The organism is Streptococcus pseudopneumoniae IS7493, from assembly GCF_000221985.1.
GTDB lineage: Bacteria > Bacillota > Bacilli > Lactobacillales > Streptococcaceae > Streptococcus > Streptococcus pseudopneumoniae.
The window spans coordinates 1754362-1774730 of the sequence record NC_015875.1; the positions used below are offsets into that span (position 1 = coordinate 1754362).

The window sequence follows — 20369 nt, forward strand, 5'->3', positions numbered from 1 at the left end:
GTCAGTTCCTTCCTAATCCGATATCTTGCGAAATTGACTGATGAAGAATCCATCACTTCCATACAATTCAGGTGTAATGAGGATACAGCCGTCTTTCATGATATCCTTACATTCATGTTCTAGCTTTACCTGCTCGAACTCAGGATGACTTTCTAAAAACGCCTCAACGACTTGAAAATTCTCCTCTGAGACAATAGTACAGGTACTATAAGTTATTATACCACCTTTGCCTAGTGTTTGACAAACACTACCTAATATTTCTAGCTGAATTTCCTGTAAGGACGCGAAATCTGCCGTTTCTTTATTGTATTTGATATCTGGTTTTCGGCGCAAAAGACCGATTCCTGAACAGGGAGCATCCACTAAAATCTTATCAAATGAATCCTGACTAAAAAACTCATGCACCTTTCTGGCATCCAATTTTTGCCTTTGAACCCGATCTGCAACTCCCAGACGTTGAGCATTTTCTTGAATTAAGTCCAACTTGTGATCGTACAAGTCCAGAGCAGTAACCTGACCTGTCGTGAGATAAGAGGCTATATGGGCTGTTTTCCCACCCGGAGCCGCACAGGCATCAAGCACTCGCTCATCTCCCTGCAAATTCAAAGTTGGCGCAACCAGCTGACTAGACTCGTCTTGGATGGTTATAGTCCCTTCTGCAAACAAATCATGGCCTGCAAAATGCCCTTGCTCCTTAACCAGACCAGTGGTTGCTAAAAGGGAATTATTCGCCTCCAATAAGGCTTGGATTTCCTCTTTTCGGCTTAAATCAGTTACACGAATACTGGCCTTGTTTCGCACCAAGAGACTTTCAAAAATAGCTTGCGCTCGCTCCTCTCCGTATTCTTCCTTGAGCTTTGCAACTAGCCAAACCGGAAGGGAATAAGCGATGGAGTCACGCTTGTTTTTTCGTTTGATGCTAGCAATATCTGGCCAGCCTTCACGCAAGATACGGCGAAGGACGGCGTTGACCAATTTTTCACTGCCTTTTTTACGGACTTTGGCCAATTCCACTGCTTCATTGACCACAGCATAATCTGGAATCTTGTTCAAATAGCGGAGCTGGTAGGCACTCATGAGAAGAAGGACATAGAGCCAGTTATCTAACTTATCTCTGTCTTCGATAAAATGGGATAGGTACCATTCCAGAGTCAGTTTACGGGCTACCGTTCCATAGACTAGCTCGGTCACTAAGCCCTTGTCTGCTGCCGAAAGTTGACTTCCCTTGAGATGCTTATTTAAGGCGATATTTGAGTATGCTTGATTGATAAAAACATCCTCTAATACTGCCAGGGCTAAACTTCTAGCCGTTTCTACTTTAGTCACCAAATCGTTCTCCTACAGTCAATGTACGTCCAACTCCGTTGAGGAAGGAAGCGATGTCCATCTTAGGCTTACCAGCTGGCTGCACTTGCTTAAGAGACAAAGCTCCTTCTGCCGTTGCGACAATCAATTCTTTCTTGCCGATAGAGAGAATCTCTCCTGGATTTCCCTGACCTTCTACTGGCAGGGCTTCATAAATCTTAAAGCGGTCGCCCTTAAGGAAAGTATGGGCAACAGGCCAGGGGTTCATCCCTCTGATTTGGTTGAAAAGTTGACGATTGCTTTTAGTCCAATCCAACTTTTCTTCCTCTGGCTTGATATTTGGCGAGAAAGTAACCTGACTTGGATCCTGCGGTTCAGGTTTGATGTCACCAGCAATGTAGGCAGGCAAAGTATCCAAAAGCAAATCACGACCAACTAGCGCCAATTTTTCAAACAAGGTGCCAACATTGTCCTCATCTGTGATCGGAATACTACGACGAGAAATCATATCCCCTGCATCCATTTCCTTAACCATCTCCATAATGGTTACACCAGCTTCCTCATCACCTTGAATCAAGGCATAATGGATCGGAGCACCACCACGATGTTTAGGAAGGAGTGACGCGTGAACGTTGACCGCAAAGTCCATGCTATCAAGGAGTTTACTTGGGAGAAACTGGCCAAAAGCGGCAGTCACAATCCCATCTGCTCCTAGCTTCATAAGATCTTCCATCTCTGGACTTCCAGATAGTTTTTCAGGTTGGTAGATAGGAAGTCCTGCCTCTTTTGCAGCTTGTTTAACTGGGGTTTCCTGGATAACTTTTTTACGTCCGACAGCACGGTCTGGCTGGGTCACAACGGCTAGAATTTCGTAACGGTTATCTGTCAAAAGTCCTTTTAAGACTGTTGCTGAAAAGTCGGGTGTCCCCATAAAGATTAGTTTTGTCATATCTTCTCCTTCTTATAAAAATTGCTGTGGCTCATGGTCAATGCTGAGACGGAGCTCACTATTTTCCCTTTCTTGAGTCAAGGCCAAGACCTGGTTGAGGGTTGGTCCCAGCTCATCTTCTAAACGGTATTTAATTAAAATCTGGTAATGATAGAGGTTGTGAGTACGGGCGATGGGTTTGGGCGTTGGCCCGAGGATGTTACTGGTTTCAGACAAACCTGACCGCAAAATGTTCATGACTTCATAGGCACGTTTGACCACCTCTTCTTCTTTCTTGTGAGAAAGGGTAATGCCAATGGTGAAATAGTAAGGTGGATAGCCAAGTTGTCGTCTGATACCCATTTCATAAGCATAAAAGCCTTCGTAGTCCTGGTCTTTTGCAAATCGAATAGCGTAGTGCTGAGGATTGTAAGACTGAATCAAGACCTGCCCAGCTTTTTCAGCACGTCCTGCTCGACCTGCCACCTGAGTCAAGAGCTGGAAGGTTCTCTCAGAAGAACGGAAATCAGGCAGATTCAAGGCCGTATCCGCATTTAGAACTCCGACTAGGGTCACATTGGGAAAATCCAAACCCTTGGCAATCATCTGAGTACCAAGCAATATGTCCGCTTCCCCTCGTCCAAACTGATCAAGTAGAGCTTGATGACTGCCTTTCTTACGAGTCGTGTCCACATCCATCCGCAAAATACGGGCCTGGGGAAAGAGTTCTGCTAGCTCGTCATAAGCCTTCTGGGTTCCCGTCCCGTAGTAGCGAATGCTGCGACTCTTACAGTTAGGACAGACCTGAGGAATGTTCTTTGAAAAACCACAATAATGGCAGTTCATGGTCTTGGTATCCATGTGCAAGGTCAAGGAAATGTCACAGTTGGGACAAGTATCCACCGTCCCACACTCCCGACACATGACAAAGCTAGAATAGCCACGGCGATTGAGCATGAGAACCACCTGCTCTTTTTTAGCCAGACGGTCTTGGATGGCTTCTAGCAAAGGAGGCGTAAAGTTTGACGTCTCGTTTTGTCCGATATAATCCCGAAAATCAATCACTTGAACCTCAGGGATTGTAGCCAAAGGATTGGCACGCTGGGTTAGACGTAAGTGTTGATAGACGCCTTTGCCAGCACGCGCCCGGCTCTCTAAGCTCGGCGTTGCAGACCCAAGCACCAGAGCCGCTTGATTATACTGAGCCCGTAAAATGGCTACCTCTCTAGCATGATAACGGGGATTGCTGTCCTGCTTATAAGTCGCTTCATGCTCTTCATCGATAATCATGACACCCAGATTTTTCAGCGGAGCAAAGATGGCCGATCTAGCACCCACAACAACTTGAGCGTCTCCACGCTCAACCTTGCGCCATTCATCATACTTTTCACCATTAGACAAGCCTGAGTGAAGAATGGCCACTTTCTCACCAAATCGAGCAATAAAACGCTCCGTCATCTGAGGAGTCAAGGAAATCTCAGGTACCAGCAAAATAGCTGTCTTGCCCTTGTCCAAGGCTCCTTGGATAATCTGCAAATAAACCTCCGTCTTCCCACTTCCTGTAATCCCTTGAAGGAGGAAGGGAGGCTGGTGACTGCCAATCGCACTCACAACCGCATCACGCGCCTGTCTTTGCTCTGGATTCAACTCCAAAGGCTGACTTGCTTCAATGCCTTCAAAATAAGCAGCCGAGCGTTGAACTTCCTTTTGGACTATAGTAACAGCACCTTGTTCCACAAAGAAGTTGACTTGCTCCCGCGAGTAGGACTCTAACAAACTAGCCAAGGAAGCACTCTCAGGATGAGACAGTAAATAGTCTCTCAATTCCAACTTTTTCTTGGCACGTGCAGCAATCTCTACACTTTCTAATTGAGCAAGGTCTACCTCATACCAAGACTGGGTCTTGACTTTCTTTTGATCAATTGCCTGATATTCCAGACCAAGCAGACCTTTCCTAGTCAAACGCATCATTTCAGCTTGCTTACCTAAATCTAGAGAAGAAAAGGCTAGCGAATCTTCTGAACCAAACAAGCGCTCTCGGTCTTCCTGACTCAAGCCTTCCAGAGGATAGAGAATCTTATCATAACTGGAGTTCAGAAATCCCGGTAGCATAGCCTTGAGAATAGAGATTTTGTAAGAAAATACAGATTTGCGGAGCTCCTCAGCCAGCCAGAGTTGTTCTTTCGTGAGAACAGGAGAAAAATCCAGCACCTCTGCAATATCTTTTAAATCTTGCTCCATCTCTTCTTCATCTGATTGAGACTCCAAACCAAGAACAATTCCTTGAATCAGGCGATTGCCCTTACCAAAAGGCACATGAACCCGCATCCCAACTTCCAGCATTCCCTCAAATTCCTCAGAAATCCTATAACTATAGGGCTGGTCCGTCTGCATCAAGGGCACATCTACAATAATCTTGGCTATGGCCATCTTCTCACCTCCTCCTTGTCAGTACATTCTTGCAATAGAAAAAATAAGATTGAGTCCCCCCAACCTTAAATTTTTTCACCATCTTCTTTTTCTTTAGCGATTTGCTCTTTGATTTTCTTTTCTTCTTCTTCTTTGCGGCGTTTTTCTTCTTCGATACGGCGACGCACTGCTTCACGTTTTCCTTCTGGATCTGGGTGAATTGTAACGTTTCCTGATTCGATTTCTTCTAGAGCGCGAAGAGTTGATTTTTCAGACTTGAAACCTTGAGTTGCTGGCGCACCTGCTTCCAATTCGTGGGCACGTTTTGCTTCCAAGATTACGAGTGAATATTTTGATGGAACCTTGTCGAGCAAGGTATCAATAGAGGGTTTTAACATCATTTGCTTGTACCTATTTTCTAAATTTTATCGGGTAGTTGGAGACTTTGGTAACATCTCCTGATAGTGACCAATGACACGGTCCACACGGAAGTGCTCTGCTTCGATCACACGTTTGACACGCTCAGCAGCTAGGGGCACCTGATCGTTGACAATCGCATAATCATACTCACGCATGAGGGCAATTTCTTCCTTGGCTTTCTCGATTCGTTGGGCAATCACTTCTGCACTATCTGTTCCACGACCTACTAAACGATCTTGCAATTCATCCAAATCTGGTGGTGTCAGGAAGATAAAGACAGCATCTGGAACCTTTTTCTTGACCTGAAGAGCGCCCTGAACCTCAATTTCAAGGAAAACATCAATTCCCTTGTCCAAGGTTTCATTGACGTAGGTCAAAGGGGTTCCATAGTAGTTGCCGACATATTCTGCATATTCCAACATCTGTCCTTGACGAATCAACTCTTCAAACTCTTCGCGAGTACGGAAGAAATAGTCACCACCGTCCACTTCTCCAGGACGTTGTGCGCGTGTCGTCATCGATACAGAATATTGAAATTGGTTTTCAGAACTCTCAAAAATCTCTCTTCTAACCGTTCCTTTTCCAACCCCTGAAGGACCAGAAAAAACGATTAGTAAGCCTCGGTCTGCCATTGTGTCTCCTTTTAGTCAGTCTGTGAAATAACATTTCTCTAGAATAATGACAAAAAGCCAAATTATCCTTTACAGTCTTTCTATCTAGTGTAACAAAAAAGCAGTAATTTTTCAACTGCTCTTTCTTATTTATTTAGATGTGTTGTGATTCGAACGTGAAATATCGCTTTTAAAATATCTCCAAAAAATAGGTCTATACCATTTACAAATAAAAAAGAAAGGTTTATAATGTAATTGACATAATAAATTGTAGAATCAATCTTTTAAGGAGGTTAACATTATGCCTAACTATATTAAAGCGGATCAATTTTTCTACCCACACGGAGTTCGTCGTGGTGGTTATTTGGAACTTGTGGATGGCAAGTTTGGAAAACATGTAGAGCAGATTCCTGAAGGAGCTGAGGTGATTGACTATACAGGTTATAGCATTGCACCAGGTCTTGTGGATACTCATATTCATGGATATGCAGGTGTAGATGTGATGGACAATAATATCGAAGGTACCCTTCATACTATGAGTGAAGGACTTCTTAGTACCGGTGTTACCAGTTTCTTGCCCACAACTTTAACAGCCACTTATGAGCAATTGCTTGCAGTCACTGAAAATCTTGGAAACCATTATAAAGAAGCAACAGGTGCTAAGATTCGTGGGATTTATTATGAAGGTCCATATTTCACAGAAACTTTTAAGGGGGCACAAAATCCAACTTATATGAGAGACCCGGGTGTTGAGGAGTTTCATTCTTGGCAGGATGCTGCAAAAGGGATGCTAAATAAAATCGCTATTGCACCAGAACGTGATGGGGTGGAAGATTTTGTACGTACTATTACAGGTGAAGGTGTGACAGTTGCACTTGGACACTCAGATGCGACATTTGAACAAGCTAAGAAGGCAGTCGATGCTGGAGCGAGTGTTTGGGTGCATGCCTACAATGGAATGCGTGGGTTGACTCACCGTGAATTGGGTATGGTTGGAGCCATGTACCAATTGCCACATACCTATGCAGAGTTGATCTGTGATGGTCACCACGTAGATCCAAAGGCTTGCGAAATTCTTATCAAACAAAAAGGAACAGAAAACATCGCTCTTATCACAGACTGTATGACAGCTGGGGGATTGGAAGACGGAGATTATATGTTGGGAGAATTCCCAGTTGTCGTTGCAAATGGAACTGCACGCCTCAAATCGACAGGTAACTTGGCAGGTTCTATCCTCAAACTCAAAGATGGTTTGAAGAATGTGGTCGAATGGGGAATTGCGAATCCGCATGAAGCAGTCATGATGGCCAGCTTCAACCCAGCTAAATCCGTTCACATCGATGACGTCTGTGGACAAATTCGTGAAGGTTATGATGCAGATTTTATTGTTTTAGACAAAGATTTGGAATTGGTAGCAACCTATCTAGATGGTGTGAAACGTTATCAAGCATAAGAGAGAAGAGTCTGGGCAAAAGTCTAATTTGAGGAGAAAATCCAGTAATACTCCTTTGAAGTCAAAAAGCAACAAACACTGTCAACTATTTGTTACAACTCCATTAATTAGTATTCCACTTTCTAAAATCAGTATTTTGAGCTGTGCAATCCAAGTCTTCTAATTTGTTTTTTAATTTCTGTTTAGTATAAATTTTACTTGGGCAGTAGACCAACTTGGAGCGTTTACGAGTTGTTCCAGGCTCAGTTTAGCTTGTTTTCTTAGTCTCTTCTTTGTCTTTCTGTGAGACTTGGGAGAGAGGATGTTTTCCTTATAGAGTATTTTTCTAACAGTTGTATCAGAGAGCTGAATTCCCTCTTCTTCAGCTAGTAATTCACAGAAATGAAGGACATTTGGTTTATATGCTTCATAGGAGAGGTATTTCTTTAGGACACGTTCTTTGATTTCATCAGGGATTGCATGTTTTGGTTTTCGATTTCTGTTTCCGTGTCTGAAGGCTTCTTTTCCTTTCTGTTGATAGGCTAGTAGCAGACGATTGCTTTGTCTTTCAGAAAGATTCAGTTCGACACAGGCTCGATTCTTTGTTTTCTTTCCTTGGTCTATAGCTTTTATCACAAGATATTTTTTCGTTTCATTCATATTCAGTTGGATACTTTTCATACAACTATTTTATCAAATGGGACATTTTCACGTTCGATTTACTAAATGAAAGTTCTATAATGAAGTTAGCCACCCAGCCCTCCTAAAAATTAGATGGTTCAACTAGCTGAAAGTGTAGGCATAAGAAAACACCTCTGTGTTATACTTGTTGTTCAACCACAAACACAAGAAAGGCACAGAGATGCGATATTTTAAAAGAGTTGGATTTCTCCAACTCTTCTCTTTTTAATACACGTTATTTTGATTTGACTGGCTTGTCTTGAGCTGTCTTCAAGGTTGTGGCAATCGTATCTGCATACAATTTTGCTCCTGCTTCAATAGTGCTAGTGTCACTTCCGAAATGGACTTGGTCTGTTCCTGCCCAAATTTCTGGATGCTCTTTCGCAACTTGATTCCAATCTGCTATCGTGATGTAAGGTGTCTTCTCTGCCAATTCTCTCATATAGGCAGCAGCCTTCTCAACGATGGCATAGGTCTCTTTTGTCTTATCTCCCTCATAAGGAGTCACCAAAACCATATGGTGGCCCTTAGGAAGATTTTTCACGATACTGTCCCAGTCTTCCTTGTAATTTTCAGGATTATTTACCCCAGTCGCAATGACCACCATCTTAGGTAAAAATTTATTTTGGCTATTGTTTAGCATGATTTCATTGGCAGTCTTGGTTGTTCTGCTGACCTGCGCGTTAATTTGTGCTCCAGGAAGAGCTGTCTGCAGGGCTGTATTTGCCCTTAAAGCCACCGAGTCACCAATTAACATAGTGCCATCAGCAATTCCTAAACTATCAGCTTCTGCTCGTTCTGCTATCACTTTTGTTTGGGCAATATTACTAGCAGCTTGCTTCAAGCCATTGACAGTTAAGTCTGTCTCAAACGCTCCCACTTGTGGTGCCAACAAAGTCACTAAGAAGACAATGAAGGCCAAGATTCCCGTACTTGTTGCAAGAATTGTGTGAATATAAGGCAGGGGACGAAGAGTTTGTAAAATAGGTGTGTTCTTGCCTGCAATCCAAGGTTCCAATACATAAAATGAAAGACTGGCAAATCCATAAGAAAAAATCAAAGTTAATAACACAGCAAGAAGATTTGAGGTCAACTGTGAGAAAATGATGTAGAAAGGCCAATGGAAGAGATAAACTGCATAGCTAGTATCCGCTAAAAAGCTAATCATCTTTGGCTCTTGTATATGATGTGTCTTTTCATGTAAGACACGCGCCGCCAGAATCATAGCAAGGGCTGCAAGGCTGGCAAGCAAGAAGCCAATAAGATAGGCAAAGAGATAGGTAAATTTGACAAAGAAAGTCAAAATGAGTAAGAAGCCAAAACCTCCTCCAAAAACCAAAAGGGTCTTGCGTAAATCCCAGATTTTATCCAACTGCTTGACGAGGGAAGTCGTCTGACGAACACCTACAATAGTTGCTAGGATACTTCCCAAAAAGAATGGATAGACATGAGTTAAACTGGAGAAGTAAACAGAGGAATAAGAGGTCACTAGAAAACTACCAATAAACATGGAGAAGAAGCTGATCAAGAAGGCAGCAGCTGATAAGAGAAAGACCATTCCCCTCAACTGACCATTTGATTTGGACTGTTTGGATAAGAACCAAACTGCCAATCCCCAAAGAATATAGTAGTGAACCTCAACGGCCAAGCTCCAATTATGAACAAACAAATGAGGAATGAACTGAGATTCATAACTCCCACCTGTTAGCAGTTCATAGAAGTTAGTCATAAAGCCTAAAACACCCGCAATCTGACCCCCAATTCCAGCCACATAATCTTGGCGAACTAGAAAGGTAAAGGGCATGGTTACCAAGACCATCAAAATCACAGGTGGCACAATCCGATAAAAGCGTCTCCTAAAAAATCCAATCAAGTCAATCTCATGATTTTTAGAAAACTCTTCGATGAGTAGAGCCGTAATCAGGAAACCTGAAAATGTGAAAAAGACATCTACCCCGAAAAATCCTCCAGGAAAGATGGTCTGAAAGAAATGATACAAGAGTACCAGTAGTAAACCTGTAATCCTAATCAAGGAAAACCATTTAATGCGCATACGAGTTTATTCTCCCTTTCATTATACACTTTATTCTATCAAAAAAAGAAGAAAAATCCTAAGAGAAAACTTAGGATTTTTAGCTTATATCTATTCCGTTTTAGAAATTGCGTCCTGACTTATTATAGCCATATTTTTCCACAAAATACTCACGGAATTCCAAGAGATTGTCATCCATGATGGCTTGTCGCACTTGCTTCATCAGGTTAAGCAAGAAGTAAAGATTATGGTAGCTAGTTAAGCGGATACCGAAGGTTTCATCAGCTTTGAGTAGGTGACGAAGGTAGGCGCGTGTGTAGTTCTTACATGTGTAGCAATCACACTCAGGATCCAGTGGCGTAAAGTCCTCAGCAAACTGGGCATTTTTGACAACCAAACGTCCCTGACTGGTCATACAAGTCCCGTTACGAGCGATACGAGTCGGCAAGACACAGTCAAACATATCCACCCCACGAATGACCCCATCAATCAAGCTATCTGGCGCTCCGACACCCATCAAATAGCGAGGTTTATTTTCAGGAAGCAGTTGGGTTGTGAAGTCCAAAACCGCATTCATCTCTTCGTGGGTTTCTCCTACTGCCAAGCCACCGATAGAGTAGCCTGGGAAATCCATGCTGACAAGGTCATGAGCCGATTGGCGACGCAGGTCTTCAAATCCTGCCCCCTGCACAATCCCAAATAACCCTTGGTCATGCGGACGACGGTGAGCCTTCAAACCACGCTCAGCCCAACGACTGGTACGCTCGATTGATTTCTTAACGTAATCGTAAGGTTGATAAAACTGAGGACATTCGTCAAAGGACATCATGATGTCTGAGCCTAGATTATTCTGAATAGAGATAGCTTTTTCTGGCGATAGGAACATCTTGGAACCATTGAGATGGTTTTTAAAGGTTACTCCTTCTTCTGTGATATTACGGCTATCTGCTAAGGAATAAACCTGAAAACCACCACTATCTGTCAAGATAGGCTGGTCCCAATTCATGAACTTGTGGAGACCACCTGCGCGAGCAATAAGTTCATCTCCAGGACGAAGCCAGAGATGATAGGTGTTTGACAGGATAATTCCCGAACCCATCTCCTTCAATTCTTCAGGCGACTGAGTTTTGACAGTGGCTTGAGTCCCAACTGGCATAAACATAGGTGTTGGGAAGGTGCTGTGGGGAGTGATGATTTCTCCCAGACGAGCTCCTGTATGTTTTTCTTTCTTAATCAAACGGTATTTGATTGGTGAATCTGACATTTTTTACCTCCGAAGCTGGGAAAGACAGTCCCAGTTCATACTTTGTACCCAAGGGCATACTGTATGATTTTATCAAAAAAAGCTGGAACTGTCACGAACTATGGTATAATAAGAGAATGAACTATCCAAAAATTGATTTAAAAACAATTCGTCAGGAGTCAAAACATTTTCAGGCTGACACCCCCCGTCTCTTTCTCCTCTATATCCTTCCCAGTATGCTGGTCATCTTATCTGGTTTTCTTAATCCCTTATCTCGGATCCACGTGACTGTTTTAGAACAGCCATTTTTCAGCATACTTGGTCAAATACTTCAAGCCTACCTCTTTCCTCTACTAGTCTCCTTTATCGGGACTATTCTTTTGACCAGTTCCGTCTATGCAACCCTGACACTCATGAAAGATTCTAAAACGGAGCCATCTGTAAAAAACAGCCTAGCTCTCTTTGATGAGGAGCGCTTTTCTCAAACCTTTTTGACCCTACTTCTCAAACGTTTCTATCTCTTTTTATGGAGTATCCCTAATTTACTTGGGATTTACTTCCTCTTTTATAGTAGCTTTTTAGCCCAAAAATTCGTCACCCTACATCCTGAGTTTCCAAATCTAGATCTCTCATCAGTTGAAACCGAGCGTTTCCTCATGGTCTTTGGACTCTACTTTCTTGCAAGTCTCATCTTGATCATTGTAGGAAATATCCTCTATATTCCACAGTATTATTCCTATTCACAGGTGGAATTTCTTCTCTGTTATAGTCTAGACCTAGGACAGGCCTCACCAAGACGAATCCTAAAAACTAGCCGTTCCTTTATGAAGGGCTACAAGTTCCAGCACTTTGTCCTAGATTTACAGCTTCTTCCTTGGTACTTCCTCAATTGGATTACCTTTGGCATTGCTAGTTTTTTACTCCTACCTTATATCCAATGTACTAAAATCAGCTTTTATAGAGCAGTACTTAGAGCAGCACTTAGTAAAAAATACCAACTAAACTACCCCTGGTAGGGCTAGTTTTTCACTCCTACCCTACATTCAAATTAATTAATAAAATGATTTTTTACCGAGCAGTATTGGCTCGAAAACGTCCAAAAGCTTGAAGGTTTTCCCTCAAGCTTTTTTCTATCAATGAGTTTCTCCGCCTACCAACTTGAGATCCTGATCTCCATGTTCTATAATGGCTCCGATTGCCGCTTCTATCCCTCGCCTAATATCCACTAAACTCATAGCTGGAGTTGTAGGTCGATTCACCACCTATTCCATCATATAAGGAATATGCATAAAACCTGCCTTAACATGTGGAAATTTCTTTTCTACCAAATAGAGGGCCTGATACATCAAATGGTTGCAGACAAAAGTCCCTGCCGTATTGGAAACAGAGGCCGGCAAGCCCTCTTTTTTTATAGCTTGAACAATCGCTTTAATCGGTAAACTACTAAAGTAGGCCGAAGCACCGTCTTGGCGAATGGAAAGGTCAATCGGTTGATTACCATCATTATCAGGAATGCGTGCATCGTCTTGATTTATAGCCACTCGTTCAGGCGTCAAGCTAGATCTTCCACCTGCTTGGCCAATACAAAAGACAAAGTCAGGTTGATAGCGGTTCATCTCTTCTTCCAATACTTGAGCCGATTTGTGAAAGACTGTTGGCACTTCTAACCAACGGACCTCAGCACCATGGATTTCAGCTGGTAAACCTTTAATGGCCTCCAAAGCTGGATTAACCTTTTCCCCTCCAAAGGGCTCAAAACCTGTCACTAATACTTTCATTTCTAACTCCTCAAAACAAATTCAATGAGACTTTTTCTTAAAAACAAGTATAACATATTTCCCTTATTCCGGAGTGAAAAGGACTAGCGAGACTAAGATTGACCTTTGAACTTATTTAAAGAGAAAAATACTAATCAAGGCTAAAATAGCTGGCTCACCTTGCTTCAAAATAATTTTCTTATCTGCTGTGAGAGAGCCATAAGCCGCAGCACCAATCACAAATAAAACAAAAATAGTCACAATTTCTAAATTCTGTGAGAAATAAATCCCATACAGGAGAAAGACTCCTAGCAGAGCATTATAAATCCCTTGATTTTTAAACAGTGAACTTACCGACGGACGAGCTAGTTCTTCCCTGTCCATGTTAAAGACACGACTAGTCGCTTCTGATTGCGTTGCAATACTTTCCAAATAAAAAATGTAAAAATGCTCCAAAGCAACGATTGTTGCTAAAATAATTGTAATAATTGACATCTATTTCTCCTTAAATTTCTATATTTTCAATGCTCAAAACCAATTTGTTTAATAAACGGCTGAATTCTGTTCTCTCAGACTCTGTTAAGATACTTTCCATCTCTTTCTTAACCTTGATATGCTGCAGAGGTGGATTCATCACTAACTGCTCCTTGGCATACTTCGTAGCCTCTACCAAGACTTCTCGCTGATTTTCAGGATTACGATGACGCTCCACCAAACCTTCCTTTTCTAAAATCTTAAAATGCCGTGTCAAAGCAGCCTGATCAATCTTCAAACGCTCCTGAACCGCTATTTGATTACAAGGGGAATGCTTCAACAAAAATAATAAAATCTGATACCGTGTCAAACTAATCCCAAGCCTTTTTTCAAACAATTGCGTACTCGCTTGCTCAGACAAGCGGAGTTGATACAGTAAATCTTGAATCTCTATCATTTCTTCCTCCTTTCTATTGATTTATCAATAGTTGATTAATCAAGTTTAATATAATACTGGACTAAGAAAAACAAGGCTTTCCAAACATTGGAAGCCGTCATTGATAAGCTTCAAGAAGTTATTCAAGGACTGGAAAAAAGCGTTTTAAAGTCCACTGTCAGCAGACAATGGACAAGGTTGCTTTTTGAAAACAATTGAGTATAAAGTAAAATAGATTGCAAGAATGTTGCTTGAATCATTACAAGACAGAAACTTCCCATCTTCCATTCAAATTGATACTCAATGAAAATCAAAGAGTAAACTAGAAAGCTAGTCGCAGGTTGCTCAAAGCACAGCTTTGAGGTTTCAGATAAAACTGACGTGGTTTGAAGAGATTTTCGAAGAGTATGACAAATAAAAAACGAACAAGACCTACTTCCTATCACGAAAGCTAGATCTCATTCGTCAAAATGATATTACCAAGTCTGGTTTATCCATTCATTGAAACGTGAACATGGTCATAGTGGTTTTCTGTCACACTACCGCGGTCTGGCATTGGATTCCAAGTGTTAGCTGGCCCATATTTGCTATCGAATGGAGCATAGAAACGTTGTTTCCAGATGATGTAACTAATGCCGCGGCTGGCCATATTTTGAATAGCGTATTCCGCAATCTTATCCCCTAGTTCTGAGCTTTCTGGTACAATAAAGTCAATAGCCAAACCTTTTCCGTGATCTCCACTGTCTCCTGGACGGTAACCACTAAAGAATGTGATGCCAAACAAGTTGGCAATTTCTTCTTTAAAGGCAGCCGTTTGTGGTTGAAGGCCTGCATTTTCAGATTTCGCTACTGCAAGTCCAGCATAATCAGGCGCAGCTGGAGCTGTGTAAGTTGTTGAAACTATCTTCGTCTCTTCTGGTTGATAAGTAGAAACTGTTGGTGTAGCTCCATTTGATGATGCTACTTCTTTTGCTTCTGAACTTGTTGCAGTTGTTTCAGGAGCTTTTTCTTCTACTGGTGTTGTAGTTGCTTCTACTGCTGATTCAGCTTGAGTGCTTGCTTGAGTTTCATCTTTCTCAGCTGGAGTCATTGCCTGAGGAGCTGCTTCTGCAACTGCACTACTTGTTTCGGCTGTTTGCTCCTCTGGGACAGAAGTTCCTGTAGATGGTGTCACTTCTTCTGTAGCAGTCACTGTCTCTGTAACTTCTGAATTTGATGAGACTTCTTTTGGCGCTTCTGCAATTGGTTGAGAAAGATCTGCAACTTGAACAGTTTGATCATCTACAGTCACTTGATTGGTTGTCAAATCTGCTGTCGCAGTTGTCACTTCTTCATTAGAGTCTGCTTGGGGTGTTTGGATTTCAACTTCCGTTACTTCTTCTACTTCATTGACAGTCGTTGTCAAAACAGTTTCTGGGAAAATCAAGTCCATATTAGTGATTTTATTCAAATTCGCAAGAACTGTGACATCTACACCCAAGGCTTCTGCAATTGTGCTCAAGGTATCACCATACTGTACTGTATAACTTGTTTTGTTGTCCGGTCTAGTCAAATCGTTTTGGATTTGCTCAACACTACGGGCAGTCCAAAGAACTTCTTCTGCTTGAGTTGCCAATACTGGGGCAAATGACAAGGCTACCGTTGAGGCTAATAATATTCTTTTCTTCATTCTTTCAAATTCCTTTCAAATAAGTACCTATCTATCATAACACAAAAAATGCAGAAAAAAAGCCCTCTCGGGCCTATTTAACAGAACTGTCTATTCCTTGTAACAAACTCTGTTACTTGAAACAGTTTGTTAGGTCTCTGTCACAAAACTGACACAATCTTTTTATTGCTCAGCCTCAAAAATACGGGAAATATCTGCTAACGCTTGAATCCTGTGATTGCCTTCATAGGTCGACTCTAAAAAGTTGATACTTTGAATCCTACTATTCTGGGCAAATTCCACATCTAGAGTCCGATCACCTATATAATAGGTCTTCTCAGAATCCAACTGATACTTGCCTATCAGATAGGTAGCCGCTTCTGAACTTGGCTTCCGCGCAAAGCCACTCTGACTGGTTAAAATCTCTGTAAAATAAGATTCCAAACCCAAGTCTCTGAGAATGGTAAGAGCATTGTCTCCCTTATGAGTGTAGACAAACTGTTGAATTCCTACTTGATCTGCCCAATTCAACACCTCACGCGCACCTGGCATCAAAACTACCTGAGCATTCTTCTCAGCCAGACTCTGTGCACGCACCTGATTTAGCACTTTCAAATCCAGTTTTCTCTCTTCTGCCACCTGCACAAGCAAATCCTGAACAGAATACTTGAGAATAAACTCTCTCACCTTCTCCTTATCATAAGGAATAGCAAACTGACCAAAAGTCTCCTCAATCCCTGACAAAATTGCTTCGTAAGAGTCCAATAAAGTCCCGTCTAAATCCCAAATAAAAGCTGGTTTTTGCATTTCCTATCCTTTCAAGCTCATATAACGCTGGTAACGGTAACGTAGAAATAACCAACGAAAACCATTATCCAAAAGGGTTCCGGCCCAAATACCGGGCAAGCCCCAACCAAGCACAATCCCCATCAGATATCCTGTTCCAATGCGGATACACCACATTCCTATACTTGTCGCATAAAAGGGAAGCCGAGCATTGCCCAAACCCTGCCAGACTGCTGTATAGATGACTGTTCCTATCGTCATAGGAGTACCAAGTAGTGAAAAAAGTGTCACTAGAACACTAGCCTCCACCGCTAGAGAATCATTCGTATAGAGATGAGTCAGTGGTATACCCAAGGCATAGACACTAAGCGTCAAGGGCAACATGAGAAGCAGAGAAAGCCAAAAAGTTTGCTTGCTCAAACTAGCTACTCTTTCCCAATTATCCTCTCCAACTGCTCGAGCCACCAGCATGACGGTTGCCGTAGCGACGCCAAAGGCAGGCATGTAGTTAAACTGGGTCAAAACTTCTCCGATTGCATTTCCAGCCACTGCCTCTGTTCCAAAAGAAACGACCAAGGCAATGATAACGACATCACCAGCCCGCATCATCAGTCGCTCTCCAGCTGCTGGCAAAGCTAAGGTCAATAGTTCCTTATCTAAACCAAAAGTCGGTTTCTCAAAAGGCAACTTTAATTGTGACCATAAAATCACAAGACCTACCAAACGAGACAGAATAGTCCCCCAAGCAACACCCGCTATCCCCATACCCAGAACAAAAATAGCTAGACTTGAAAAAAGAATATTCAAGGCATTGGATAAAAGACTCACATAGAGGGGCAAACGTGGATTATGCATTGCACGAATCAAGGCACCCATACTGGTCATCAAGCCCAAAAGAACAATCGATCCGCCTACCAAGGATAGGTAGAGTCCACCACTCTCAGCTACATCTCTCTCCGTCCCCAAAAGTCCTATCATCTCTTTCCCAGTGAAGATGGACAAAGCTCCCAACAGAAAACTTAATAGTAAGGTAATCTTCAAGGCCTCAGTCACATGATAGGCTAGCTTAGACTGATCCTTCTGCCCCAAACTTTTTGAAATAACACTGGAAATAGCAGCTCCCAGAGCGATGAAAATCGCCTGGTAAATCGTGATAATATTGCCAGCTACTGATACACCCGAAATAGCTATCAAGCCCAAGTGGGCTACCAAGTAACTATCTACCATCCCCATGAGCATCTGCAAAAAGTTTTCGCCCATAGCTGGCAAGGCAATATTAAGAATGTCTTTATTTTTCTTAAACAATCCTTCCTCCTGATGAAAAGAAACTCAGTTGGTTTCCCAACCGAGTTTACTCCCTCTGTCTTAAAGTCCTAGATAAGCCTCAACCGCTGCTTGCATGTTAGCAGCCGCCACAGTTGTCTTATGACGAACTGGAGCTGTTTCAAGGCCATCAACTGCTGGCGGCACTGCCACTCCTGAAATATCATGTAATTGAGCCAAGGCTTCAAAGTCGCCAAGCCCTGATTTTCCAGTTACAGCTTCTACTGCAACCACTGGGAACTTGTATGGACTCGCTGTTGAAGCAATCACTGTCTTAGTCACATCGCCAGTAGCCGCTTGGTATCTCTTATAAACTGCCGAGGCAACCGCCGTATGTGGATCCTCGATATAAGAATCTGACTCATAAACACGCTTGATTTCTGCCGCTGTTTCTTCCTCAGTTGCATATTCAGCCGCAAAGAGATCAAGAATCTCTGCATCAAAATTAGTCAACTCATATTGACCTTGTGTATTCAAAGCATTCATGAGTTCAGCTGTCTTAACCGCATCATTACCCAAAAGATGGAAAATCAAACGCTCCAAGTTTGAAGATACCAAAATATCCATAGATGGACTAGTTGTTACCTTAAACTCACGTTTCTTGTCGTAAACACGTGTCTTGAAGAAGTCTGTCAAAACATTGTTATCATTTGAAGCACAGATCAATTTACCAACTGGTAAGCCGATTTGTTTGGCATAAAAGGCAGCCAAGATATTTCCGAAGTTTCCTGTTGGTACTGTGAAGTTGACCTTATCACCAGCCACAATCTCACCAGTCTTAACCAACTGAGCATAGGCATAAACATAATAAACAATCTGTGGCACCAGACGACCAATGTTCATAGAGTTTGCAGATGAAAATTGCAACTTGTTGGCCGCTAATCTTTCACGAAGAGCCCCATCGTTAAACATATGCTTCACATTTGTTTGGGCATCATCAAAGTTACCATCTATTGCGATAACATGAGTATTACCACCAGTCTGAGTGGTCATTTGCAACTCTTGTACCTTGCTGACACCATCCTTTGGATAAAAGACAATAATCTCAGTACCAGGCACATCCGCAAACCCCGCCATAGCAGCTTTCCCCGTGTCACCAGATGTCGCTGTTAAGATGACAATCTTGTTCACCAAACCATGCTTCTTAGCAGCTGTTGTCATAAAGTATGGCAAAATAGACAAGGCCATATCCTTAAAGGCAATCGTTGAACCATGGAACAGTTCCAAATTGTATTGACCGTCTAATTTCACCAAAGGCGCTATAGCTGGAGTATCAAATTTACTATCGTAGGCATTGTTGATACAGTAGTCCAACTCTTCAGCTGTAAAGTCATCTAAAAATGCTGACAAAACAATCTTAGCAACTTCCTGATAAGAAGCAGCTTTCAATTTGTCAAAGTCCAAATCTACCTTTGGATAAGTAACCGGTGTAAACAAACCGCCGTCCGTCGCCAAACCTTGCAAAATAGCTTGGCTAGCAGTTACTGTATTGTTGGCATCACGCGTTGATTGATAAACTAATGTCATTACTCTCTATCCTTTATCTATAGTCTCTTCCATTATATCATGATTTTTCAGAAAATTCTCCCTTTAGTAAGAGAAATTATAGGCTCAATTCTTCTTTCAAAGGCTGTAGGTAGGTCATTTCTTTCTTATTTCTCATCTTCAGTCCTTCCTCGGCTAGCAGGAGTAAGTCTTTGGAAAATCCAATAATCGCAGTTTCTTCCTGATCTGTAAGCTTTTTCTTAGAAAATTGTCGTCTTAAAAATTTATAATTTCGCCCAAATTCTTTAAAGAAAGGTGCTGTTTCTAAGTAAGCTTCTAACTTATCTAAATTAACTAATAATCCCAAGTGAAAGGCAGCAGAAGCGAAGGTTTTATCTAGAGGCTGAGTACACACACTACGAAACTCAACTGTTCCTCGAGTCGTTAAGTCTTGGTACTGGTAACTACGATGAGTTTCAAAATCCTTCTCTTGAGGGTAAATAAGAATCTCATCCCCATTAAGAGCATATGCTTGGATTTCAGATGTAGCCAAATAGTCCCTAGCCTGAATGGGATAAAAATAATAGGTTTGTCCATCACGTTCCGCAGTAAAAATCGCAGAATGATCGAGATAGTCAAAAAAATCATCTTCATCATCAAAAAGTCTAGTATTAACCCCAACATTCTCTGGATAGATGCCATGCATCGATTCTTCCCAGAAGATGTCCCTTGAAATTTTTGTATCCCAATCCGCACCTGTAAACTCAGAATTGGCAAATACATAAGCCTTAGCCGCTTCAATTTGAGTAAAAGCATTAATCACCCGCAAGTAGTTGGTTTTTGAAATATCCAGCTGAACCTGGCTCCCACAGATAAAAGTACCATATTCAGGGAAATGATGTAAATCTGATTTAATAATATTTCTACTCAAATTCAAATAATCCATCAACATCTGATAGCGTGGATAAGCCACTGGATAATTCTCATTTTTATCCCAGTTAGGATGAATTCCACAGCCAACGATAGCATGATTGGATTCAGCTAACTTTCTCTGAATTACATCCATATAATTATTAAAACGATTTTCGACATCTTGAATTGTTTCAGCCTTACCAAATGCAAACTCAATCGTTGTATAGGAAACTTCAAATAAAATAGCATCCTGACTTATCGGATCTACTAACTGGATCAGATTGCCAAAATCATCTACCTTTTCGACAGTAAAATCAAAAGAAGAAACTAAATATCGGAATAAGTACTTGATAACTTCAACATCTGTAGCATCCCCTTCTAAACTTGCAACAGGATACTCCAACTCAATTCCGACAAACAATTCAGGATTTTCTTTAATATTTTTCAAATACCGATGTTTTAATAAATCGATAGAACAAGACATACT

General features: G+C 41.8%; 16 protein-coding genes and 3 pseudogenes. 3 read left to right on the top strand and 16 right to left on the bottom strand.

Annotation, left to right across the window (positions count from 1 at the left end; all coding sequences use genetic code 11):
• Positions 1 to 12: 12 nt before the first annotated feature.
• From rsmB to gmk, 5 genes are all read right to left on the bottom strand, one after another.
• Positions 13 to 1326, bottom strand: coding sequence for a 16S rRNA (cytosine(967)-C(5))-methyltransferase RsmB (gene rsmB / locus SPPN_RS09035; RefSeq protein ID WP_014017339.1), 1314 nt, complete (start codon positions 1324 to 1326; stop codon positions 13 to 15).
• Positions 1319 to 2254: a methionyl-tRNA formyltransferase gene (gene fmt / locus SPPN_RS09040; protein ID WP_000163714.1), complete on the bottom strand. Its 936-nt coding sequence runs from the start codon at positions 2252 to 2254 to the stop codon at positions 1319 to 1321. Before fmt ends, rsmB begins: the two co-directional genes overlap by 8 nt.
• A gap of 12 nt (positions 2255 to 2266) precedes the next feature.
• A complete protein-coding gene (locus SPPN_RS09045; protein ID WP_000951914.1) occupies positions 2267 to 4663 on the bottom strand; it encodes a primosomal protein N' in 2397 nt (798 codons plus the stop codon).
• 65 nt (positions 4664 to 4728) lie between these two features.
• A complete protein-coding gene (rpoZ, locus tag SPPN_RS09050; RefSeq protein WP_000979235.1) occupies positions 4729 to 5043 on the bottom strand; it encodes a DNA-directed RNA polymerase subunit omega in 315 nt (104 codons plus the stop codon).
• A gap of 24 nt (positions 5044 to 5067) precedes the next feature.
• Entirely contained in the window at positions 5068 to 5694 is a 627-nt protein-coding gene (gene gmk / locus SPPN_RS09055) for a guanylate kinase (RefSeq protein ID WP_000775034.1), read from the bottom strand.
• Positions 5695 to 5974: 280 nt separating this feature from the next.
• On the opposite strand from gmk, the gene nagA reads away from it, so the two are divergent.
• Positions 5975 to 7126, top strand: coding sequence for an N-acetylglucosamine-6-phosphate deacetylase (nagA, locus tag SPPN_RS09060; protein WP_001134453.1), 1152 nt, complete (start codon positions 5975 to 5977; stop codon positions 7124 to 7126).
• Positions 7127 to 7372: 246 nt separating this feature from the next.
• Here nagA and SPPN_RS09065 read toward each other — a convergent pair.
• The 3 genes and pseudogenes from SPPN_RS09065 to tgt form a co-directional block, all read right to left on the bottom strand.
• Positions 7373 to 7765: pseudogene (locus SPPN_RS09065) on the bottom strand (helix-turn-helix domain-containing protein); the annotation flags it as partial.
• Positions 7766 to 8021: 256 nt separating this feature from the next.
• Positions 8022 to 9839 (bottom strand): acyltransferase family protein, encoded by a 1818-nt coding sequence (locus SPPN_RS09070; RefSeq protein ID WP_001220861.1) that lies wholly within the window; start codon positions 9837 to 9839, stop codon positions 8022 to 8024.
• Between the two features lie 100 nt (positions 9840 to 9939).
• The gene (gene tgt / locus SPPN_RS09075; RefSeq protein ID WP_001285257.1) at positions 9940 to 11082 is read right to left on the bottom strand and encodes a tRNA guanosine(34) transglycosylase Tgt; all 1143 of its coding nucleotides are present in this window, start codon (positions 11080 to 11082) and stop codon (positions 9940 to 9942) included.
• A 116-nt stretch (positions 11083 to 11198) separates the two neighbouring features.
• Here tgt and SPPN_RS09080 point away from each other — a divergent pair, with 116 nt between their 5' ends.
• Positions 11199 to 12077, top strand: coding sequence for a DUF975 family protein (locus tag SPPN_RS09080; RefSeq protein ID WP_001108856.1), 879 nt, complete (start codon positions 11199 to 11201; stop codon positions 12075 to 12077).
• Between the two features lie 117 nt (positions 12078 to 12194).
• On the opposite strand, the pseudogene pcp reads toward SPPN_RS09080, so the two are convergent.
• The 3 genes and pseudogenes from pcp to SPPN_RS09095 form a co-directional block, all read right to left on the bottom strand.
• Positions 12195 to 12839 (bottom strand): annotated as a pseudogene (gene pcp / locus SPPN_RS09085) (pyroglutamyl-peptidase I).
• Positions 12840 to 12950: 111 nt separating this feature from the next.
• On the bottom strand, positions 12951 to 13313 hold the full coding sequence (locus tag SPPN_RS09090) for a DUF1304 domain-containing protein (protein ID WP_000022854.1): 363 nt from the start codon (positions 13311 to 13313) through the stop codon (positions 12951 to 12953).
• A 10-nt stretch (positions 13314 to 13323) separates the two neighbouring features.
• Entirely contained in the window at positions 13324 to 13749 is a 426-nt protein-coding gene (locus SPPN_RS09095) for a MarR family winged helix-turn-helix transcriptional regulator (RefSeq protein ID WP_000570119.1), read from the bottom strand.
• 66 nt (positions 13750 to 13815) lie between these two features.
• Here SPPN_RS09095 and SPPN_RS12990 point away from each other — a divergent pair.
• Positions 13816 to 13947 (top strand): annotated as a pseudogene (locus SPPN_RS12990) (IS630 family transposase); the annotation flags it as partial.
• 271 nt (positions 13948 to 14218) lie between these two features.
• Here the strand turns inward: SPPN_RS12990 and SPPN_RS09100 are convergent.
• From SPPN_RS09100 to SPPN_RS09120, 5 genes are all read right to left on the bottom strand, one after another.
• Positions 14219 to 15397: a LysM peptidoglycan-binding domain-containing protein gene (locus tag SPPN_RS09100; RefSeq protein WP_000746064.1), complete on the bottom strand. Its 1179-nt coding sequence runs from the start codon at positions 15395 to 15397 to the stop codon at positions 14219 to 14221.
• Between the two features lie 162 nt (positions 15398 to 15559).
• Positions 15560 to 16183, bottom strand: coding sequence for an HAD family hydrolase (locus tag SPPN_RS09105; RefSeq protein ID WP_001171567.1), 624 nt, complete (start codon positions 16181 to 16183; stop codon positions 15560 to 15562).
• Positions 16184 to 16186: 3 nt separating this feature from the next.
• The gene (locus SPPN_RS09110) at positions 16187 to 17467 is read right to left on the bottom strand and encodes an MATE family efflux transporter (protein WP_000473987.1); all 1281 of its coding nucleotides are present in this window, start codon (positions 17465 to 17467) and stop codon (positions 16187 to 16189) included.
• 60 nt (positions 17468 to 17527) lie between these two features.
• Positions 17528 to 19012: a threonine synthase gene (thrC, locus tag SPPN_RS09115; protein ID WP_000177142.1), complete on the bottom strand. Its 1485-nt coding sequence runs from the start codon at positions 19010 to 19012 to the stop codon at positions 17528 to 17530.
• Positions 19013 to 19088: 76 nt separating this feature from the next.
• A complete protein-coding gene (locus tag SPPN_RS09120; protein ID WP_001277929.1) occupies positions 19089 to 20366 on the bottom strand; it encodes a glutamate-cysteine ligase family protein in 1278 nt (425 codons plus the stop codon).
• Positions 20367 to 20369 lie beyond the last annotated feature (3 nt).